The following is a 17,864-nucleotide window of genomic DNA, read 5'->3' on the forward strand; positions in this document are numbered from 1 at the left end:
TCGTGGGTTCGGATATGTGTATAAGAGACTGGCAGTCCGGCCGGGGCCGGCCGGGCGGCCGGTGGGCACGGGGGAGCCGACCGGCCACCCGGGGTCTTCGGGTGGTACTGCTTCCTGCGGGTGGTGCGGGTCCTGCGGGTGGTACTGCTTCCTGCGGGTGGTGCGGGTGGTGCTGTTCCGGGCGGGCGGCGAGCCCGGGGGGAGTCGCTCGCCGCCCACCCGGAGTCCTGGGGGCTACCTCCCGGCCGACTGTTCGTTCTCGGTCCGGTCGGGCTTGTCCGGGCGGCCGTCCTGCGCGTTGGGGACGGCCGGGGCGGTCACGCCGGACTTGCCCGGTCTGGTGCCGGCGCCGCCGGTGTCCTCGCCGTCGCTGCCGCCGTTGGCGTTGCCGCGCCCGTTTCCGCTGCCGCTTCCGTTGCTGTTGCCGTTTCCGTCGGTCCGGCCGCCGCCGGTGTTCCCCTTGCCGGATCCGGCGTTCGCCCCGCTGCCGCTGCCGGTGCGGCCGGGGTCGCGCGTCGGGCCGGTGGCGCCCTGGTGGTCGCCGTCCTCGCCGTCCTCGTCGTCGATCGCGGCCCGGCAGTAGTCCGTCACGCGGTCCGCGCCACCGGCCGCCGCGATCAGCGGGCCGTACAGCGATTCGCCGGCCAGTCGGCTCGGGCGGTCGCCCTTGGCCGTACGGTCGGCGAAGCCGGTGCAGAGGCCGAGCAGCGCGGGCGGGACGGCCGAACGGCCACCGCGCCCCTCGGGCGAGGGGGTGCCGGGCGTCGCGGGGCCGGACGGGACGACCGCCTGCGGTCCGGCGGAGGCGCTGCCGGACGGACGGGCGGAACCGGACGCCACGGCACCGAACGGGGCCACGCCCGCCGACGACCCGACGACCGCCGGGCCCGACGCCGGGCCGGTGGCAGCGTCCCGGCCGGCGAGCCTGTGCTCCGGCGCGGACGGGCCGCCGCCCAGCGCGGGCGGCAGGTTGCCGGTGCCGGCGGCGACGGCGACACCGCACAGCGCGGTGGTGCCGAGCACGACGGCAGTGGCCTTCGTGCTGAAGGCCCTGGCCAGCACCGCGGTTGCCATCGATCGTCTCCGGACGGGGGTCACTGTCGGGTCGGGCGTGAGACTCGCCTCCCGGAACGCGGCCAGGGCGGCCTCCTCCCCGGCCAGTTCGCCGGCCGTCGCGGGGGCGGCGGCCGCGGCGAGCACCCGGGCGAGTTGCCCGGGACCGCCGTCCGGTCCGGTGAGCGAGGCGTCCTGCCCGGCCGACGGGCCGCCCACGGCACCACCGAGCAGCTGCTCGGCGGCATCACGGTCGATCCGACGGGATCGGTTGGTGCTCATCTCATGTCCTTCAGCGTCGCGGCCCGGCGTTCTGTCACACCCTGCGGAGAACTTTTTTTCGCGGGTTTCCCCACGGGTCGCCCGACGGCCTCGCCCCCGCCCACTCCGGCCGCCGCCCCGGCGGCGTTCCCCGCGGCCCCGGCGCCCGGTCCGGCCTGGGCCCCGGCCGTCGCCGCACCGGCCCGGGCCGCCGGGATGCCACCCCCGGAGGCGCGCGGCTCGACCAGCTTGGCCAGCCGCCGCAGCCCCCGGTGGGCGGCCATCCGGACGCTGCCGGCCCGCTTGCCGAGCACCCTGGCGGCGCTCTCCGCGTCCAGATCCATGACCACCCGCAGCAGCACGGCCTCGGCCTGGTCGCGCGGCAGCCGGGAGATCAGGGCCAGCGCGTCCGCGGTGCCGACCGTGGTCAGCGCCGCACGCGCGGTGTCGTCCCCCGCCGCCAGCTCGACCAGTTGCTCGAACGGCAGGTCGGTGACCGGACGGCGGCGCCGGGCGCGCAGGTGGTCGAGGGCGCGGTGGCGGGCGACGGTGGCGGCCCAGCCGCGGAAGCCGTCCCCGTCGCCGGAGAAGCCGCGCAGGTCGCGGGCGATCTGCAGCCAGGTCTCGGAGGCGATGTCCTCGGCGTCCTGCGCGTCCTCCGGCCGGCCGCCGACCAGCACCCGCAGGTAGCGCAGCAGGCCCGGCTGGACGGTCCGGAACAGCAGCCGGAACGCCTGTTCGTCCCCGGCCTGCGCGGCCCGGACCGCCTCGGTCAGGTCGGGGGGAGCGGGGGCCGGGCCCGGCGGCGGGCCGGCGGGTGGGACTGGTCCGGACCGGCCGACGGGTCCGTCGGTGCCCGCTCCGGGGCGCTCTGCACTCTGCACCCGCCACATGATGCGCCATTCGGGCGAACACTTCGGCTCCGGCCGAACGACCGCCCGCGGCCGGGGCCAAGGTCCCGAGGACTGCTGTCGTTCGCCCACGGCCCGGACCGGCCCGTCCGGCCTACGTTGTCGGTAGGCGAAGCAGTCCGGGCCGACGGCCCGCCCCGACACAGGGTCCGCCGACGCACCCGGCCCGCCGCCGCGCCCCCGCCGTGTCCGAGGGCGCACGCACGACCCGTGCGGGCCCCGGTCGCACGACCCTGCCTGGTTTGAGCCGTGCCGCTGGGGACCAGCACTGACGGGGACCACCACCGGCGCCGGGCCCGGCACACCGCACCCGGCGCACCCGTCCGGCACCACGACCAGCAGGGAAAGACCGCGATGACGACCGCCCACGAGCTCCACGGGCTCCACGAGCTCCATGCGAAGGGCCTGCGCGAGCACCTCGCACCCGCCCTGCGCGCCCTGGGCCTCATCGGGTGGCGCCGGACCTTCAGCCTGCCGGACGAGACCCACTGGCTGCTGCTCGGCCTGGTCGAGCGCCCCGCCGCCGACCGGGTGCCCTTCACCTTCGAGCTCAGCGTGGTCCGCCGCACCGACTGGAGCGTCGCGGCCCTCCCCGGCCACCGGCCCGACCCGCGCACCCGGTACGGCGTCGAGACCTGGCGGGCCCGGATCGGCGAGGTGCTGCCGGTCGGCGAGGACGTCTGGTGGGAGGTGCTGCCCGGGCCGCGCTGGCAGCTCCCGCTGGACGACGCGGTCGCCGCCGTGCACCGTTACGGCCTGCCGGAGCTGCGGCGCCGGGCCGAGGCGGACCGCACCCCCGCCGGGGAGACCTACCTCCTGCCCGCCGAGCTGGAGTCGGTCAACGCCGCGCTGCTGACCGCGGCCGTGGCCCGGGTGCAGCGCGCCGAGCTGGCCGACGAGGCGCTGGTGCTGACCGGCGCCTGGACCCGCGGCGACGGCGTCGCCCGGACCGTTCTGGCGGGTGTCGCGCAGGGCTTCCTGTCCGCCGGCGACGAGCGCTACGGCACCGTCCGCTGCCTGGACACCCTGGGCCGCGCGCTGTGGACCTTCCCCGACCAGGGGTAGGAAATCCGCAGGTCGGAGGCGGTGTCACGGCGCGCACCATGACAACCGTCATGCGGATGACGCAACGGACGGCACTGCGCTGACGGAGGGTCGGACGGAAAGACTGGAGGCACGACGCGGGCAGCGGCCCGCGGCCACCAGCCGGGGAGGAACCCACCGTGAGCCAGACCGTCAGTGCCGCCGCCGTCACCAGCACCGTCGCCCTCACCGGCACCGCCCCGGCCACGTCCGCCGCCACCGGCGCCGCCACCCGCGCCAAGGCCCCCAACCCGCTGGTCTCCGGGCTCCGCCCGCTGGCCCTCGACGTGGCCGCCCCGCTGGCCGGCTACTACCTGCTGCACTCGGCCCTCGGCCTGAGCGAGTTCGCCGCACTGGCCTGGAGCAGTGCCTTCCCGGCCGCCCGGACCGTCCTCGGCCTGCTGGTCGAGCGCAGGCTCAACCTGTGGGCCGCCCTGATGCTGACCGTCAACCTGGCGGGCCTGGCGCTGACCTTCGTCACCGGCGACGCCCGCCTGATGATCGCCAAGGACGGCGGGCTGAGCGGCACCGTGGCACTGGCGATCCTGGTCTCCGCGCTGGTCGGCCGACCGGTGATGACCCCGATGCTGATGCCCTTCCTCACCAAGGGCCGGCCGGAGCGCGCGGCCGCCTGGCAGCGGCTGGTCGAGGGCCGGGCGGCCGGAGCTCGGGCCTTCCGCCGCCACGAGCGCCTGTTCTCGGGCATCTGGGGCACCGCGCTGCTGGCCGAGTGCGCGGCCCGGGTGGTCGGCGCCTTCACCCTGCCGGTGTCGACCATGGCCTGGCTGTCCACCGGCGTCCTGATCGGCGCGATCGTGGCCGGTTCGATGCTCGGCCAGATCGCGGTCGAGCCGATGGAGCGGCTGGTCCGCACCGAGGCCGAGGCCCCGACCGCCGCCTGAGCACGCGGCCCGCCGCCTTCCCGAACACCCGGTTCCCCGAACAGCCGGCTCCCCGAACACTTCCCCGAACACTTCCCCGAACACTTCCCTGAACGGCCGGTTCCCGGGACTCGAACGGCGAGGAACCATCCGGATCCCCCGGGAGTCGTTCATAACGAGGGGGTAACGGGACCCCCGCCGAGGAAAACGGGGACCCCCATGTACCGGACGACGCACGCGCCGAGCAGCACCGAGGACCGCACGCTCGTCTGGGACGGCTGCCTGAACGTCCGCGACCTGGGCGGCCTCCCCACCGCCTCCGGCCGGCCCACCGCCCACGGTGCGATGGTCCGGGCGGACAACCTGGACCGCCTCACCGCCGAGGGCTGGGACGCCCTCCTCGACCACGGTGTCCGCACCGTGGTCGACCTGCGCAACGCCGAGGAGTACAAGCCGCTCCTCCCGCTCCCCGAGGACGTCGAGCTGGTCCGCGTCCCGCTGGACGAACTGGCCGGCCCCGCCTGGTGGGAGGCCCACGGACGGCTGGACGGCACCCCGCTCGCGCTCCGCCCCTACCTGGACCACTGCCCGCACGCCGCTGCCGCGCTGGTCTCCGCGCTCGCCGACGCCCGCCCCGGCGGCGTGGTCGTGCACTGCGGCGCCGGCCGCGACCGCACCGGCCTGGCCGTCCTGCTGCTGCTCGCCCTGGCCGGGGTCGACCGGGCCGCGATCGCCGAGGACTACCTGATGAGCGGCCCCAACGTCCGTCCGCTGTACGGGATGCTGGGCCTGCCGGACCCGTACCGCCGGATCGACGCGGTGCTCGCCGAGGCCGGGACCACCGCCGAGGACGCCCTGGCGGCCGCGCTCGACGACTTCGACCCGGTCGGCTACCTGCTCGCGGCGGGCGTCGCGCCCGAGCGGATCGCCGCCGTCCGGGAGCGGCTGCTGCCCGCCGCGTAGCGCGGGCCCCGAAGCCGCCGGGGCTCCGAAGGGGTTCCCCGGGACGCCCGGGACGCCCGGGAAGACTTCCGCAAACCATCGTCAACCGATGGTTGACGATCCCCGGATCGACAACCTACGGTTGACGCATGGAGAATCCCGTTGTTCCCAACAGCACTCCGCTGCGCCTCGACGACCTGATCGCCGCGATCAAGAAGGTCCACACCGACGCGCTCGACCAGCTCTCCGACGCGGTCATCGCCGCCGACCACCTCGGCGAGCTCGCCGACCACCTCATCGGCCACTTCGTCGACCAGGCCCGCCGCTCCGGCGCCTCCTGGACCGACATCGGCCGCAGCATGGGCGTCAGCAAGCAGGCCGCCCAGAAGCGCTTCGTGCCCAAGGATCCGGGCGCCCCGAACGACCTCGACCCCAGCCAGGGCTTCAGCCGGTTCACGCCCCGGGCCCGCAGCGTCGTGGTGGCCTCCCAGGAGGAGGCCCGCAAGGCGGGCAACGCCGAGATCACCACGGCGCACCTGGTGCTCGGCCTGCTCGCCGAACCCGAAGGCATCGGCATGAAGGCGCTCACCGCCCAGGGCGTCACCCAGGAGGCCCTGCGGGCGGTGGCCGCCGCCGCCCTGCCGGCCGCCGTCGACGACCTGCCGGCGCTGATCCCGTTCGACGCCGAGAGCAAGAAGGCGCTGGAACTGACCTTCCGCGAGGCGCTCAAGCTCGGACACAACTACGTCGGCACCGAGCACCTCCTGCTCGCCCTGCTGGAGCTGGAGAACGGCCAGGGCGTGCTGGCCGGACTGAAGGTGGACAAGCCCGCCGCCGAGGCCTTCGTCTCGGAGGCGATCGCCGCCATCGTCGCCGCCCGGGACGCGGAGGCCGAGCCGCAGCAGTGAGGCCCCGTGCCCTGTCCCGGGCGGAACTCCCGCCCGGGACAGGGCACGTGCGCTCAGAACCCGGAGACGTGGGTGGTGACGATCCGCACCCGGCCGTCCTCGGCCGCCTCCAGCGCCGCCCGCAGCCGGGCCGACCGGGCCGGGCCGAGCAGCTCCAGGGCGTCCTCGACCGACGCCCAGCGGTAGTCGTCCAGCTCGCCGGCCGGGACGGTCACGGGGGTGCCGTCCGGGACGGCGCCGAAGTCGAACATGAAGTGCTGGGCGGGGTGGTCGAGTTCGGCCGAGGCGTGGGTCCAGGAGATGGCCAGCAGTTCGCCCGCCCGCCGGACGAGGCCGGTCTCCTCCTGCAGCTCCCGCTCGGCGCACTCCACCGGGCCCTCGCCGAGGTCGATCGTGCCGCCCGGGAACTGCCAGTGCTCGCGGTACCCGGCCTTCACGATCAGGATCCGACCGGACCCGTCCCGCAGCAGGCACCCCGCCGCCGCGTAGATCCGGGGCAGGGAGGCCAGCCATTCCTCGCGGGACTTCAACGGCTCAGCCGTCACGGTGCTCCTCCTGGGGCGGGGCGGGTTCGGTCGCCCCCACTCTGCCACCCGCCGACGACCGATGAGTCGAGGCCGCCCCGGCGGTCCTATCCGGCATGAACACCGTGGAAGCCGAACCGGAACGCCCCGTACTGACCTGCGACCTGGGCGCGCTGACCGCCCCCGACCTGGCCGTCGTCGACGCGCTCGCCCGGCTGCGGCTGGCCGCCGCCCGGCACGGAGTGGCCGTGGTGCTGCTGAACGCCGGCGGTCCGCTGCGCGAACTGCTGGCGTTCAGCGGCCTGTCGGCGCTGCTGCCGGGCGCGGCCGACCCCCCGGCCTTCGCGGAGCTACTCGGCGACGGAGTCCACGGCGGGCTCGGCCTCCAGTCGGGGCGAGAGGCCGAAGAGCGGGAAGAGCACGTCGGTGTCCAGGAAGTTGGTGAAGCCGGTGATCCGCCCCTCTGACACCTCCGGCACGATCAGCGCCCACGGCTCGTACCCGCCCGCCGGACTCGGCCGGTACTGGCCGAAGGCCGGGCCTCCGTTGGCCGTCACCGGGAGCAGCCGCGAGCCGCGGCAACCGCGACCGGGGCCCAGCATCCACGCCCGGAGTTCGTCCCGCCCGCGCAGCCACATCGAGAACGGCGGCATGTTGAGCGTGACGTCCTCGTGCAGCAGCGCGGCGAGACCGTCCATGTCGTACGCCTCGAAAGCGCGGACGTAGCCGTCCAGCAGCGCGCGCCGGCCCTCGTCCAGCTCGGGGGCCGGCCGGGCCGCCGAGGCGTCGACGGCGAGCACCGCCCGGGCCCGCTGCAGCGCGCTGTTGACCGAGGCCACCGTGACGCCGAGCAGTTCGGCCACCTCGGCGGCCTTCCAGCCGAGCACCTCGCGCAGGATCAGCACCGCCCGCTGCCGGGGCGCGAGGCGCTGCAGCACCGCGACGAAGGCCAGCTTCACCGACTCGCGCTGGACGGCCACCTCGGCCGGGTCCCCCGTCTCGGGCAGCACCCGGCCGTCCGGCGCCGGACCGATCCACGTCACCTCGGGGAGCCGGGTGTCGTGCGCCGCGGCCACCGTGACCGGCCCGGCCAGGTCCATCGGCCGGGCCCGGCCGTTGCGGCCGTTCAGCGCGTCCAGGCAGACGTTGGTGGCTATTCGGTACAGCCAGGAGCGCAGCGCGGCCCGCCCCTCGAAGCCCCGGTGCCCGCGCCAGGCGCGGACCATGGTCTCCTGCACCGCGTCCTCCGCCTCGAAGACCGAGCCGAGCATGCGGTAGCAGTAACCGGTCAACTCGGTGCGGTACCGCTCCAACTGGAGCTCGACCGGCTCCTCCGTGATCACGTCGGTCATCGTGCGCCCCGCCCCCGTCGTCCTGCCCCGTACCCGTGCCTGTGCCCTGGTGAACGGGACGAACGTAGCGCACCCCACTGACACCGACCGTGCCGACCGCGCTCCGGCGGCAACAGCCCTGCGGGAGCGGGCCGAAGCCGTCGCTCACCGGCCGTCGCAGGGGATGGGAAATTTCTGACGATGCGCCAGGAGCGTTCCGGCCGTAGTGCGGTGCGGTGCAGTGCAGTGCGGTGCACTGCGGCACGGTGCGGTGCGGTGCGGCTCAGTGGGCGGAGTGCTTCTCCGCGCCACGGTGCCGGTGTCCCTTGAGCTCGGCGTGCATCGCCGGGGCGGCGTGCATCGTCGTGCCCGGCGCGTCCCTTCCACCGTGCCGGAACGATTCGCCGGCGCCGTGCCCGGCGGCGGCGTAGGACATCGCGCCGGCGCTCGGCATCGGCGCGAACCGGGCGGGCGGGCTCGCCATGCCCCGGCGTTCCAGCAGTTCCTGGGTGCCCTGGCGGAGCTTGGCGGTGCTGCCGGGCGTTCGCTTGGTCATCGTCGGCCTCCCTTCGTCGGCCACCGGCCGGTCGGATGCCGGCCGGTGGGGCCGAACGGGCTTTATGTCCGGATTTTATCCGGATTGCGGGTCCGTGCCAGTGCGGAAGGGATGTGCGGGCGCCACACCTGGGAGACGTCCGCGGGAACCTGCGCGAGCGCCGGTACGCGGGCCCCGTCAGAAGCGTGACCGGCTCAGCCCATGACCTCGTGGACGAAGCACCAACGCCAGTCCTCCCCCGGCTCGTACGAGCGGATCACCGGGTGGGAGGTGTTGTGGAAGTGCGCGGTGGCGTGCCGTTGCGGAGAGAAGTCGCAGCAGCCGATGTGGCCGCAGTCCAGGCAGATCCGCAGGTGCACCCAGTCCCGGCGGCCCTGCTCCAGGCAGTCGGCGCAGCCGTCGGCGGGCGGCCGGGGCTCGATGTTCTGAGGGGCCAGAGCGAGGTCTTCGCAGGCGCTCATGACTGAAAGGCTATGCCGCCCCGGCACGGAACGCCCGCTCAGGGCAGCCACGGACGGGCGTCCCGAGGGTGGCACTGCCGTTCCCGGGTTCCCCCGGCCCAGGAACGGCCGTCCCAGGAACGGCCACCCCGGGAAGGGCCGTCCCAGGAAGGGAGTTCCCGGGAAAAGCGCAACCCTGGGTAACCGCTCGCAGCCCGCGCAGAGTGGTCGGCACCGGCCCGACCGAACCTCTGGAGCCCCCGATGAGCCACCCCGCCGCCGCCCGCACCGCCGTCGTCACCGGAGCCGCCAGCGGCATGGGCGCCGCCACCGCCCGGCTGCTCGCCGCATCCGGCGCCCGGGTCGCCCTGCTCGCCCGCCGCACCGAGCGGCTGGACGCCCTCGCCGCCGAGATCGCCGCCGCGGGCGGACAGGCGCTCGCCGTCACCACCGACATCACCGACCAGGCCTCGGTGGACGCCGCCGCGAAGACCGTCCACGACGCCTACGGCCCGGTCGACCTGGTGGTCAACAACGCCGGGGTGATGCTGCCCAACCCCCTCGCCGACGGCCGGATCGACGAGTGGACCCGCATGGTCGACACCAACCTCACCGGCGCGCTGCGGATCGTCCGCGCCTTCGGCTCCGACCTCACCGCGGCCGCCGCCGAGGGCCGCACCGCCGACCTGGTCAACGTCTCCTCGATCGCCTCGCACGTGGTCTTCCCCGACTACGCGGTGTACGGGGCCACCAAGGCCGCGCTCACCCAGCTGTCCGCCGCCCTGCGCAGCGAGTTCGGCCCGCGCGACGTCCGGGTCAGCGCGATCGAGCCCGGACTGACCGACACCGAACTCGCCGGGCACATCGACAACCCGGTGCTGCGCGAACAGCTCGGCGGCATGTTCACCGCCATCCCGGCGCTCGCGGCCGAGGACGTCGCCGACCTCATCGCCTACACCGTGAGCCGCCCCCGGCACGTCAACCTGCGCCACCTGGTCGTCCTGCCGACCCGGCAGGCGTAGGGCCGCGTCGTCCCGGCACTGCCGAATCCCCGCCCCTCGCCCGCGGGCGGCATGGGAGCATGCCATCCGTGGCGATCGTGACGGGGAGAACGAACGGCGACACCGGCGGGGCCGACCCCGGCGGTGCGCCCGCGCAACGGAAACGCGGCACGGGGACGCGGGACACCGGCGGCAGAGCCGGCACCGACACCGACAGCGGCGGCAGCGGCAGCAGCGGCGACGGCACCGGGGCATCGGCCGACGGCACCGGGGTCCCGACCGACGGCAGCCCCGGAACGGCCCCCGCCCGGATACCCGAGCAGGCCGGCCCCGGCCGGTTCCGGGCCCGTCCGCTGCCCGCCACCGACCGGGTCCGGCAGCCCGTCGCCCTGATCCGGCTGCTCGGCGGCCTGTTCGCCATCGCCCTCACCCTGCTGCTCGCCGACTACGCCCGCGCCACCACCGGCGGCATCGCCGCCGACGTCGCCGAGGCGGCCTCCCTGGTGCCGCGCCCGCTGGCCGGACTGGCCGGCGGTCTCACCACCGCCGCCGTCCTGCTGCTCCCGGTCGGCCTCGCCGTCCGCCGGCTGCTGGGCCCCGACCGGCGACGCGCCCTCCAGCAGGTCTCCGACGGGCTGCTCGCCGCCGTCCTCGCGTACGGCGCCACGCTCGGACTGGACCTCTGGGCCGACGGCCTCGCCCCGCCCTCACTGCTCTCCGCGCTCACCCAGCCGCTGCCCGGCAGCGGCGGGCTCGGGCACACCGAGTCCGTCTACGGCTACCTCGCGCCGGCCCTCGCCTTCATGACCGCCTCCGGCAGCCGCGAACGCCGCCTGCCGTGGACCGTCCTCGCCCTCTCCGGCCTGGCCGGGCTGACCGGCGGGTACGCCACCCCCACCGCGCTCCTGCTCGGGCTGCTGATCGGCTGGACCGGCGCCCACGGCACCCTGTACGCGGTCGGCACCCCCGACCCCTGCCCCCGGCCCGGCGAGGTCCTGCGCGCCCTGCGCGACAGCGGCCTGCGCCCGGTCGAGGCCCGGCCGGCCGGCCCCGACCGCTACCGGGTCCGGCAGGCCGACGACCGCCCCGACCTCGACGTCCAGCTCCTCGACCGGCAGGCCGTCACCGCCGCCGCCGTCCAGCGCGCCTGGCGCCGGCTGCGCCTGCGCACCGCCCCCGACCCGCGCGTCCTGCGCTCCCCGCGCACCGGCCTGGAGCACGAGGCCCTGGTCACGTACGCGGCCCTCGCGGCCGGCGTCCGCACCCGCCGCATCGCCGCCACCGCGGGCATCGGCCAGGACACCGCCCTCATCGCGTACGAGCGGCTGGCCGGACGCACCCTCGACGAACTCGCCGACGAGGAGATCACCGACGAGCTGCTCACCGACGCCTGGCGGCAGTTCGCCCTGCTCCAGCGCCGCGAGATCGCCCACCGCGCCCTCGTCCCCTCCTCCCTGCTGATCGACGGCTCCGGCGCCGTGCACCTGGTCGACTTCGCCGACGGCGACATCGCCGCCACCGAACTCGTCCTCTGCTGCGACCTCGCCCAGCTCCTCACCACCCTCGCCCTGCGCGCCGGCGCCGCCCGTTCGGTCCGCACGGCCACCGCCGTCCTCGGCCCCGACCCGATCGACGCCGCCCTCCCGCTGCTCCAGCCCATCGCCCTCACCCACACCACCCGCCGCGCCCTCAGGCAGCACGCCAAACGCACCACCGCCCGAGCCGCCGCCGTGGCCGGTGACGAGGCGGGCGGCGGCCACGGCGCAGCAGCCGGTGACGTGGGCGCGCCCACCGGTGGCACCGGGTCCGCCACCACCCCCGCGCCGAACCCCCCGCACGACTCCCCCGCCCCCGGCGGCCTCCTCGACGAGATCCGCGCGGAGGTCCTGCGCACCCGCCCGCAGGTGGTGGGCCGCCCGGTGCGGCTGGAGCGGCTGCGGCCGCGGACCCTGCTGATCGTCGTGGGCGGCGTGGTGGCCGGCTGGCTGCTGATCCCGCAGCTGTTCGCGGCGGAGGACAATCCGGTCTCCGCGCTGGCGGACGCCGATCCCTGGTGGCTGCTGCTGGCGCTGACGGCGGCGGCGGCGAGCCACGTCGCGGCGGCGATGGGCTTCGTCGGTTTCGTGCCGGAGCGGCTGAACTTCCGCAACGCGGTGCTGGCGCAGGTGGCCGGGTCGTTCGTGAAGCTGGTGTCGCCCGGCGGCGTCGGCGGGGTCGCGCTGAACACCCGCCTGTTGCAGCGGGCGGGCATTCCCACCGCGCAGGCGCTGTCCAGCGTCGGCGTGGGGACGCTGATCGGCCTGGTGCTGCACCTGCTGCAGCTGGGGGCCTTCGTCTACCTGCTGGGCTTCGAGCCGGGCGGCTCCGAGCTGGACGCGCTGCCCGCGGTGGTCGCCGGGCTGGCGGGGGCGGCGGCGCTGCTGGCGGTGGTGTCGGCGATCCCGGTGGCGCGGCGGTGGCTGGCGACGCGGCTGCGGCCGCTGACGGCCGAGGTGCTGCCGCGGCTGCTGGACCTGCTGCGCAGTCCGACCCGGCTGGCGGTGGGCGTGACCGGGCAGCTGTTGGTGTCGATCTGCCTGATCGCCTGCCTGTACTGCTGTGCCCGGGCGATCGGCCCGGAGCCGTCCTTCGCCGCGGTCGCGGTGGTGTTCCTGGTGGGCAACGCGGTGGGCAGCGCGGCGCCGACCCCGGGCGGGGCCGGCGCGGTGGACGGGATGCTGCTCACGCTGCTCCAGCAGACCGCCTCGATGGAACAGGGCGGCGCACTGGCCGCGGTGGCGCTGTACCGCCTGCTGACGCTGATCCTGCCGGTGCTGCCGGGCTGGGTGGCCTTCGTCTGGCTGCAACGCCGCCGGGCGCTGTAACCGGACGGCCGGTCCGGCGCGGGGGCGAGCCCGGGGCGGCGGCGGGCCCGGCGCGGCGGCGAGCCCGGGCCGGGGGGCGGGGGCGGGGGCTGCGGGCCCGCAGCCGGTCCCGTCGCCCGCCCGTCGGCTACTCCCGGTACTCCTCCTCGTCGTGCCGGACCGGCCGGGTCTGTTCCACGACGTCCGCGACGTTGGTCGCCGGGTCCGCTCCGAGGGCCCGGCGTTCGGCCACCTCGTCGTACGTGTCGCCCTCGGGTGCCTTCTCGTCGGCCTCGACGGTCTCGGCGGTCTCCTCGATCAGGTATTCCTCGTGCTGTTCCTGCGGCATGGCATCCGTCCTCACTGTTCGGAGGCCTTCACGGGCCCGGCTGGCGTACTGGCAGTATCCGCCGCCCGGCGCCGGGACGCGAAGTGCCGACGCCGCTCCGGCGTGTTGCCGGGACTGCCGCGGACCCCTTGCCGACCCGCCGGATTGACCCGTGAAACAGCGCCCCGAATGGCCCAGGAGACAGGTTCATTCCGCCCCTAGGGTCATAGGCATGACGACGAACGAGAGCGCCCGGACCACCCCGACCACCGACGCCGCCGAGGCCCCCGCCCGCCTCGACCACGCCCGCACCGCGCCCAAGGTGTTCCGCGCGATGATCGCCCTGGACGCCGCCGCCCGCGAGGGCCTGGACCCGGCCCTGGTCGAGCTCGTCCAGGTGCGCACCTCCCAGCTGAACGGCTGCGCGTACTGCCTGGACATGCACGTCAAGGACGCCCGCAAGGCCGGCGAGACCGACGAGCGGATCTACCTGCTGCCGGTCTGGCAGGAGGCCCCCGCCGGGGTCTACAGCGAGCGCGAGCGGGCCGCCCTGGCGCTGGCCGAGGAGATCACCCGGATCCACGGCGGCGTCTCGGACGCGGTGTACGCCCGGGCCGCCGCGCACTTCGCGGAGGCCGAGCTGGCGCAGCTGATCTCGGTCTGCTTCACCATCAACGCCTGGAACCGCATCAACGTGGCCACCCGCAAGACCCCCGGCGCCGCGTGACCGCACCGCTGTCCGGAGCGCCGTCCGCACCGCCGTCCGCACCGCCGTCCTGAACGCCGTCCGGGCCACCGGGGGTACGATCGGTGCCGTACAAAGGGCTAACCCACACCCACCCGGTGGCCCCGAGGCCCATACGAACGACGGGGAAATCATGTCCGGCTCGCACTACTTCACCGGTGCACCCGAGGTGGCCAGCGACCGCCGGCCGATCACGGTCTCCCTGCCGGACCTCACCCTGGAACTGACCACCGACACCGGGGTGTTCTCCCGCAGCCGACTCGACCCGTGCACCCGGATCCTGCTGGAGCACGCCCCGCAGCCGCGGGTGCGCGGCCCGATCCTGGACATCGGCTGCGGCTACGGTCCGATCGCCCTGACCTGGGCGAGCCGCCGCAAGCGCCTCCCGGTCTGGGCGGTGGACGTCAATGAGCGCGCCCTGGAGCTGGTCCGGCTGAACGCCGAGGCGCTGGGGCTCGGCAACGTCCGGGCAGCCCTGCCCGACGACGTCCCCGAGGACGTCCGCTTCGCCACCATCTACTCCAACCCTCCGATCCGGATCGGCAAGGCCGCGCTGCGCCGCCTGCTCACGCACTGGCTCGACCGGCTGACCCCGGACGGCTCGGCGTTCCTGGTGGTGCAGAAGCACCTGGGCTCGGACTCGCTCCAGAAGTGGCTGAACGAGCAGGGCTACCCGACCACTCGGGTCGCATCGGTCAACGGGTCCCGGATTCTGGAAGCGCGGCCCCGCCCCGAGGTGGGCGAGGGCTCCGAGAGCGGACGAGGTACGACGACGTGAAGCAGCTGCGCGGGACCGAACTGAAGCGACTGCACCGCTCCTGGCGGCGCAGCAACGAGTTCCGGCTCGCGATGATCCTGGAGAACCTCCAGTCGCCGTTCAACGTCGGCTCGGTGGTCCGCACCGGCGCGGCGATGGGCGCCGAGAAGCTGTACCTGGCCGGGGACACCCCGTCGGTGCGCTCGTCCGGCGCTCAGAAGGCCGCGATGGGCACCGACAAGTACCTGAAGGTGGAGCACTTCCCGACCGTCGCCGAGGCCGTCGCGGCGGCCAAGGCGGACGGCTTCAAGGTCGTCGGTCTGGAGCTGGCGGACGAGGCGGTGCCGATGTTCGCCGCGGAGCTGACCCCGGCGGTGGCCTTCGTGCTCGGGCACGAGGACCGCGGGATCACGCCCGAGGCCCTTGCCCTGTGCGACCAGGTGGTGTTCGTGCCGCAGCTGGGCCGGGTCGGCTCGCTGAACGTCTCGGCGGCCGCCACGGTGGCCTGCTACGAGGCGCGCCGGCAGGGCTACGCGATCAGCGGCACCCCGGACGGCGACCTCGCGGGCGACCTCGCGGGCGACCTCGGCGACGACGAGTAGCCGAGCAGCGCCCCCGAGGTGCGACCCGAAGCGCGAGGGGAGCCCGGTCCGTCCGTCGACGGGCCGGGCTCCCGGCTTCGCGCGGCCTCGGCCTCGGCCTCGGCTTCCGCCCCGGGCCCGTTCCTCAACCCGGGCCTCAGCCCGTTCCTCAGCCCTTGACGTTCCGTCGGGCCGCGCCGACCAGGAACACCACCGCGAGCATCACCGCGGACAGCGCCCCGACCAGCAGCGGGCCCGGACCGGCCGGGCTGCCGTCGACGCGCACGGCCCCCATGAAGTCGACGGCGGCGACGTTGTTGACCAGCACCCACCAGAGCGGCAGGTAGACCGCCTGGAAGAGCCGGTGGCTCCGGCTCACCACGCCGAGCGCCATGGCCAGCGACGGGACGAACAACGCGCCGCCGAGCCAGCCGGCCGTCCCCGCGCCGTCGCCCGCCGCCAGCATGCGTATCAGCGGGGCGGCGCCCGTCACCGCCGTGAGCACCAGCCCGGACGCCCATTCGGCGAGCAGCCGGCGCCGGGCCGACGGGTAGGCGCCCAGCAGCACCTCCAGACCGTTCTCCACCCGCTGGCTGCCGAGCCGGGACCAGATCAGGACCGGCCACAGCCACACCAGGGGCAGCAGCAGGCCGGTGACGGCGTCCGTCGGCAGCACGAACCCGGCCACCGTCAGCCCGGCCGCGACCAGCCACCACCAGCGGGAGACGCCCTGCACCAGGATGCGGACCTCACCCGCCAGCAGCCGGCCGAACGCCCCGGCCCGCCGCGGTTCGGTCCGTGGCAGGGCACCCCGCGCGGTCGTCCGGCGCGCCCCCGCGGGCTCCGTCGCGTCCGGCCCGGACAGCCGGCCCGCCGCCCCGGCGGCCGTCGGAACCGCGGCCGGCTCCGGAACCTCGGCCGGCTCCGGCAGCGCGGCCGCCCCGCCGGACCCGCGTGCGGGATCGAACCTGCCGAACCACAGCGCCGGCAGCACCGCCACGGCGAACGCCGCCAGCACCAGCGCCAGCCGGCCGAGGAGGAACCCGGAGGACGGGTCGAACCCGTCCCAGCGGAAGGTGCCCAGCGGCCTGTCCACCTTGGTCAGGCCGAGGCTGAACCCGCCCGGGTCGGCCGTCCCGTGCTGGGCCTCCAGCGCCGCGCCCATCGACCGCGCGATCCGGTGCACACCGAGGCCGTCCAGCGGCGCGGAGGCCGACTGCCCGCCGATCGCGAGCACCATGGCCAGCACGAACCAGACGACGTTGCCGAAACCGCCCCGCAGCAGCGGCACCGTCTCGAACAGGAGCGCCGCCGCCGCGGTGACGGCCATCAGGGGCAGCGAGAGCAGCAGGAACGGCTCCGCCAGGGCTGCCGGGTCGACCGCGCGGTCCTCACCGCGGGCGAGCTGCATCAGCAGCGCGGTGACGGCCAGCACGCCGACCATGGAGGCGAGCACCAGCAGGTTGCTCAGGAACTTGGCCAGGAGGTACTGGGAGGTGCGCAGCGGGGTGGCGGCGAGGATCTGTCCGACCCCGGTCGTCTCGTCCCGCGCGATGCCGCTGCGCACCACGTAGAAGCCGCCGAAGGTGAGCCAGAGGGCGCCGGCCAGGGCGGTGACCGCACCGACGTAGGCGCTGTTGTAGACGCCCCGGTTCCCGCCCACGTCCATGATCGTCCAGTGGCCGCCCGCGTCCGGTACGGCCAGGTGGCCGAGCCCGACCGCGGCGAGCAGCGTCACCGCGTACACCGGCCGGCGCACCCGGTCGCGGAAGTCGCCGACCGCCAGCCCGGCGAGCACCGATCCGGTCACCGCCGCACCGCCCGCGGCTCGGCCCCGTCCCGCTCCCCCGGCCGGTGGATGACGCCCAAGTAGGCGTCCTCCAGGTCGGGCGGCACCGGCACCGCGTCGGGCCGCGGCGGCTCGGCGGCGAGCAGTCGCAGCCGCACGCCGCGCCCGGTCCGCACCATCCGGCTGACCACGTGGCGGGCCTGCACCTCCAGGAGGTCGGCCGGATCGACCACCGCCTCCCACACCCGCCCGTCGACCTCCCGGAGCAGTTCGTCCGGCGCGCCCCGGCGCAGCAGCCGTCCCCGGGCGACCACCGCGATGTCGGAGGCGACCGACTCCACGTCGGAGACGATGTGGGTCGACAGCATCACCACCCGGTCCGCCGCGAGCTCGCTGAGCAGGTTGCGCAGGCGCACCCGCTCCTCCGGGTCCAGGCCGGCGGTCGGCTCGTCGACCACGATCACCCGGGGGTCGGCCAGCAGCGCCTGCGCGATGCCGACCCGGCGGAGCATGCCGCCCGAGTACGCGCCGAGCGGGCGCTTGACCGCCTCGGTCAGGTTGACCAGCTGGATCAGCTCGTCGATCCGGGCCCGGGCCGAGCGGGCGCCGATCCCCTTGGCGGCCGCCAGGTAGGACAGGAACTCCCGTGACGTCAGGTTCGGGTAGACCCCGAAGTCCTGCGGCAGATAGCCGAGTTCCCGGCGCAGCCGGTCCGGCTCGGCCACCACGTCGACGCCCCGGTAGCGGACCTGGCCGCTCGTGGGCCGGGTGACCGTCGACACGATGCGCATCAACGAGGACTTCCCGGCACCGTTCGGCCCCAACAGCCCCACCATTCCCGGCCCGAGCCGCATCGTGATGCCGTCGACGGCCCGCTTTCCGCCCTTGTGGACCTTGGTGACATCCACCAGTTCGAGCACGCTCTCCGCC

At 75.3% G+C, this 17,864-nt stretch carries 19 protein-coding genes; 10 read left to right on the forward strand and 9 right to left on the reverse strand.

Annotated elements, in window-relative coordinates:
• Positions 1-234: 234 nt before the first annotated feature.
• Both ACFVHV_RS19825 and ACFVHV_RS19830 read right to left on the reverse strand, forming a co-directional pair.
• Positions 235-1,335, reverse strand: coding sequence for a hypothetical protein (locus ACFVHV_RS19825; RefSeq protein WP_380352417.1), 1,101 nt, complete (start codon positions 1,333-1,335; stop codon positions 235-237).
• Positions 1,332-2,207, reverse strand: a complete 876-nt coding sequence (locus tag ACFVHV_RS19830; RefSeq protein ID WP_380352419.1) for an RNA polymerase sigma factor — start codon at positions 2,205-2,207, stop codon at positions 1,332-1,334. The genes ACFVHV_RS19825 and ACFVHV_RS19830 overlap by 4 nt, the downstream gene beginning before the upstream one ends.
• Before the next feature lie 372 nt (positions 2,208-2,579).
• Here ACFVHV_RS19830 and ACFVHV_RS19835 point away from each other — a divergent pair, with 372 nt between their 5' ends.
• The 4 genes from ACFVHV_RS19835 (at position 2,580) to ACFVHV_RS19850 (ending at position 6,039) form a co-directional block, all read left to right on the forward strand.
• Positions 2,580-3,290: a hypothetical protein gene (locus ACFVHV_RS19835; protein ID WP_380352420.1), complete on the forward strand. Its 711-nt coding sequence runs from the start codon at positions 2,580-2,582 to the stop codon at positions 3,288-3,290.
• Between the two features lie 158 nt (positions 3,291-3,448).
• Complete coding sequence (locus ACFVHV_RS19840; RefSeq protein WP_380352422.1) at positions 3,449-4,210, forward strand: VC0807 family protein; 762 nt, start codon at positions 3,449-3,451, stop codon at positions 4,208-4,210.
• A 198-nt stretch (positions 4,211-4,408) separates the two neighbouring features.
• Positions 4,409-5,152, forward strand: coding sequence for a tyrosine-protein phosphatase (locus ACFVHV_RS19845; protein WP_359902117.1), 744 nt, complete (start codon positions 4,409-4,411; stop codon positions 5,150-5,152).
• A gap of 128 nt (positions 5,153-5,280) precedes the next feature.
• A complete protein-coding gene (locus tag ACFVHV_RS19850) occupies positions 5,281-6,039 on the forward strand; it encodes a Clp protease N-terminal domain-containing protein (protein WP_359902114.1) in 759 nt (252 codons plus the stop codon).
• 53 nt (positions 6,040-6,092) lie between these two features.
• Here the strand turns inward: ACFVHV_RS19850 and ACFVHV_RS19855 are convergent, their stop codons facing one another.
• Positions 6,093-6,584, reverse strand: a complete 492-nt coding sequence (locus ACFVHV_RS19855) for an NUDIX hydrolase (protein WP_359902111.1) — start codon at positions 6,582-6,584, stop codon at positions 6,093-6,095.
• A 95-nt stretch (positions 6,585-6,679) separates the two neighbouring features.
• Here ACFVHV_RS19855 and ACFVHV_RS19860 point away from each other — a divergent pair, with 95 nt between their 5' ends.
• A complete protein-coding gene (locus ACFVHV_RS19860) occupies positions 6,680-7,030 on the forward strand; it encodes an STAS domain-containing protein (protein WP_380352425.1) in 351 nt (116 codons plus the stop codon).
• Here ACFVHV_RS19860 and ACFVHV_RS19865 read toward each other — a convergent pair.
• The 3 genes from ACFVHV_RS19865 to ACFVHV_RS19875 form a co-directional block, all read right to left on the reverse strand.
• On the reverse strand, positions 6,914-7,915 hold the full coding sequence (locus ACFVHV_RS19865; RefSeq protein WP_380352426.1) for a sigma-70 family RNA polymerase sigma factor: 1,002 nt from the start codon (positions 7,913-7,915) through the stop codon (positions 6,914-6,916). The genes ACFVHV_RS19860 and ACFVHV_RS19865 overlap by 117 nt on opposite strands.
• 262 nt (positions 7,916-8,177) lie before the next feature.
• On the reverse strand, positions 8,178-8,450 hold the full coding sequence (locus ACFVHV_RS19870) for a hypothetical protein (RefSeq protein ID WP_380352428.1): 273 nt from the start codon (positions 8,448-8,450) through the stop codon (positions 8,178-8,180).
• Between the two features lie 194 nt (positions 8,451-8,644).
• Positions 8,645-8,911 (reverse strand): UBP-type zinc finger domain-containing protein, encoded by a 267-nt coding sequence (locus ACFVHV_RS19875; RefSeq protein WP_359902101.1) that lies wholly within the window; start codon positions 8,909-8,911, stop codon positions 8,645-8,647.
• Between the two features lie 242 nt (positions 8,912-9,153).
• On the opposite strand from ACFVHV_RS19875, the gene ACFVHV_RS19880 reads away from it, so the two are divergent.
• A complete protein-coding gene (locus ACFVHV_RS19880; RefSeq protein ID WP_380352430.1) occupies positions 9,154-9,912 on the forward strand; it encodes an SDR family oxidoreductase in 759 nt (252 codons plus the stop codon).
• A gap of 68 nt (positions 9,913-9,980) precedes the next feature.
• Positions 9,981-12,755 (forward strand): lysylphosphatidylglycerol synthase domain-containing protein, encoded by a 2,775-nt coding sequence (locus ACFVHV_RS19885; protein ID WP_380352431.1) that lies wholly within the window; start codon positions 9,981-9,983, stop codon positions 12,753-12,755.
• A gap of 127 nt (positions 12,756-12,882) precedes the next feature.
• Here ACFVHV_RS19885 and ACFVHV_RS19890 read toward each other — a convergent pair whose 3' ends face one another.
• A complete protein-coding gene (locus ACFVHV_RS19890; protein ID WP_359902092.1) occupies positions 12,883-13,083 on the reverse strand; it encodes a hypothetical protein in 201 nt (66 codons plus the stop codon).
• A 211-nt stretch (positions 13,084-13,294) separates the two neighbouring features.
• Here ACFVHV_RS19890 and ACFVHV_RS19895 point away from each other — a divergent pair, with 211 nt between their 5' ends.
• The 3 genes from ACFVHV_RS19895 to ACFVHV_RS19905 all read left to right on the forward strand — a co-directional run bounded on the left by ACFVHV_RS19895 (position 13,295) and on the right by ACFVHV_RS19905 (position 15,166).
• Complete coding sequence (locus tag ACFVHV_RS19895) at positions 13,295-13,789, forward strand: carboxymuconolactone decarboxylase family protein (protein WP_359902091.1); 495 nt, start codon at positions 13,295-13,297, stop codon at positions 13,787-13,789.
• Positions 13,790-13,940: 151 nt separating this feature from the next.
• The gene (locus ACFVHV_RS19900) at positions 13,941-14,585 is read left to right on the forward strand and encodes a methyltransferase (RefSeq protein WP_359902088.1); all 645 of its coding nucleotides are present in this window, start codon (positions 13,941-13,943) and stop codon (positions 14,583-14,585) included.
• Entirely contained in the window at positions 14,582-15,166 is a 585-nt protein-coding gene (locus tag ACFVHV_RS19905) for a TrmH family RNA methyltransferase (protein WP_380352434.1), read from the forward strand. Before ACFVHV_RS19900 ends, ACFVHV_RS19905 begins: the two co-directional genes overlap by 4 nt.
• A 148-nt stretch (positions 15,167-15,314) precedes the next feature.
• Here the strand turns inward: ACFVHV_RS19905 and ACFVHV_RS19910 are convergent, their stop codons facing one another.
• Positions 15,315-16,955, reverse strand: coding sequence for an ABC transporter permease (locus tag ACFVHV_RS19910; protein WP_380352436.1), 1,641 nt, complete (start codon positions 16,953-16,955; stop codon positions 15,315-15,317).
• Positions 16,952-17,854 carry an ABC transporter ATP-binding protein gene (locus ACFVHV_RS19915; RefSeq protein WP_359902141.1) on the reverse strand — a complete coding sequence of 301 codons (903 nt, stop codon included), beginning with the start codon at positions 17,852-17,854 and terminating at the stop codon, positions 16,952-16,954. The genes ACFVHV_RS19910 and ACFVHV_RS19915 overlap by 4 nt, the downstream gene beginning before the upstream one ends.
• Positions 17,855-17,864: the final 10 nt, after the last annotated feature.

The sequence above is a fragment of the Kitasatospora sp. NPDC127116 genome, from assembly GCF_042677365.1.
Lineage (GTDB): Bacteria > Actinomycetota > Actinomycetes > Streptomycetales > Streptomycetaceae > Kitasatospora > Kitasatospora lactacystinica.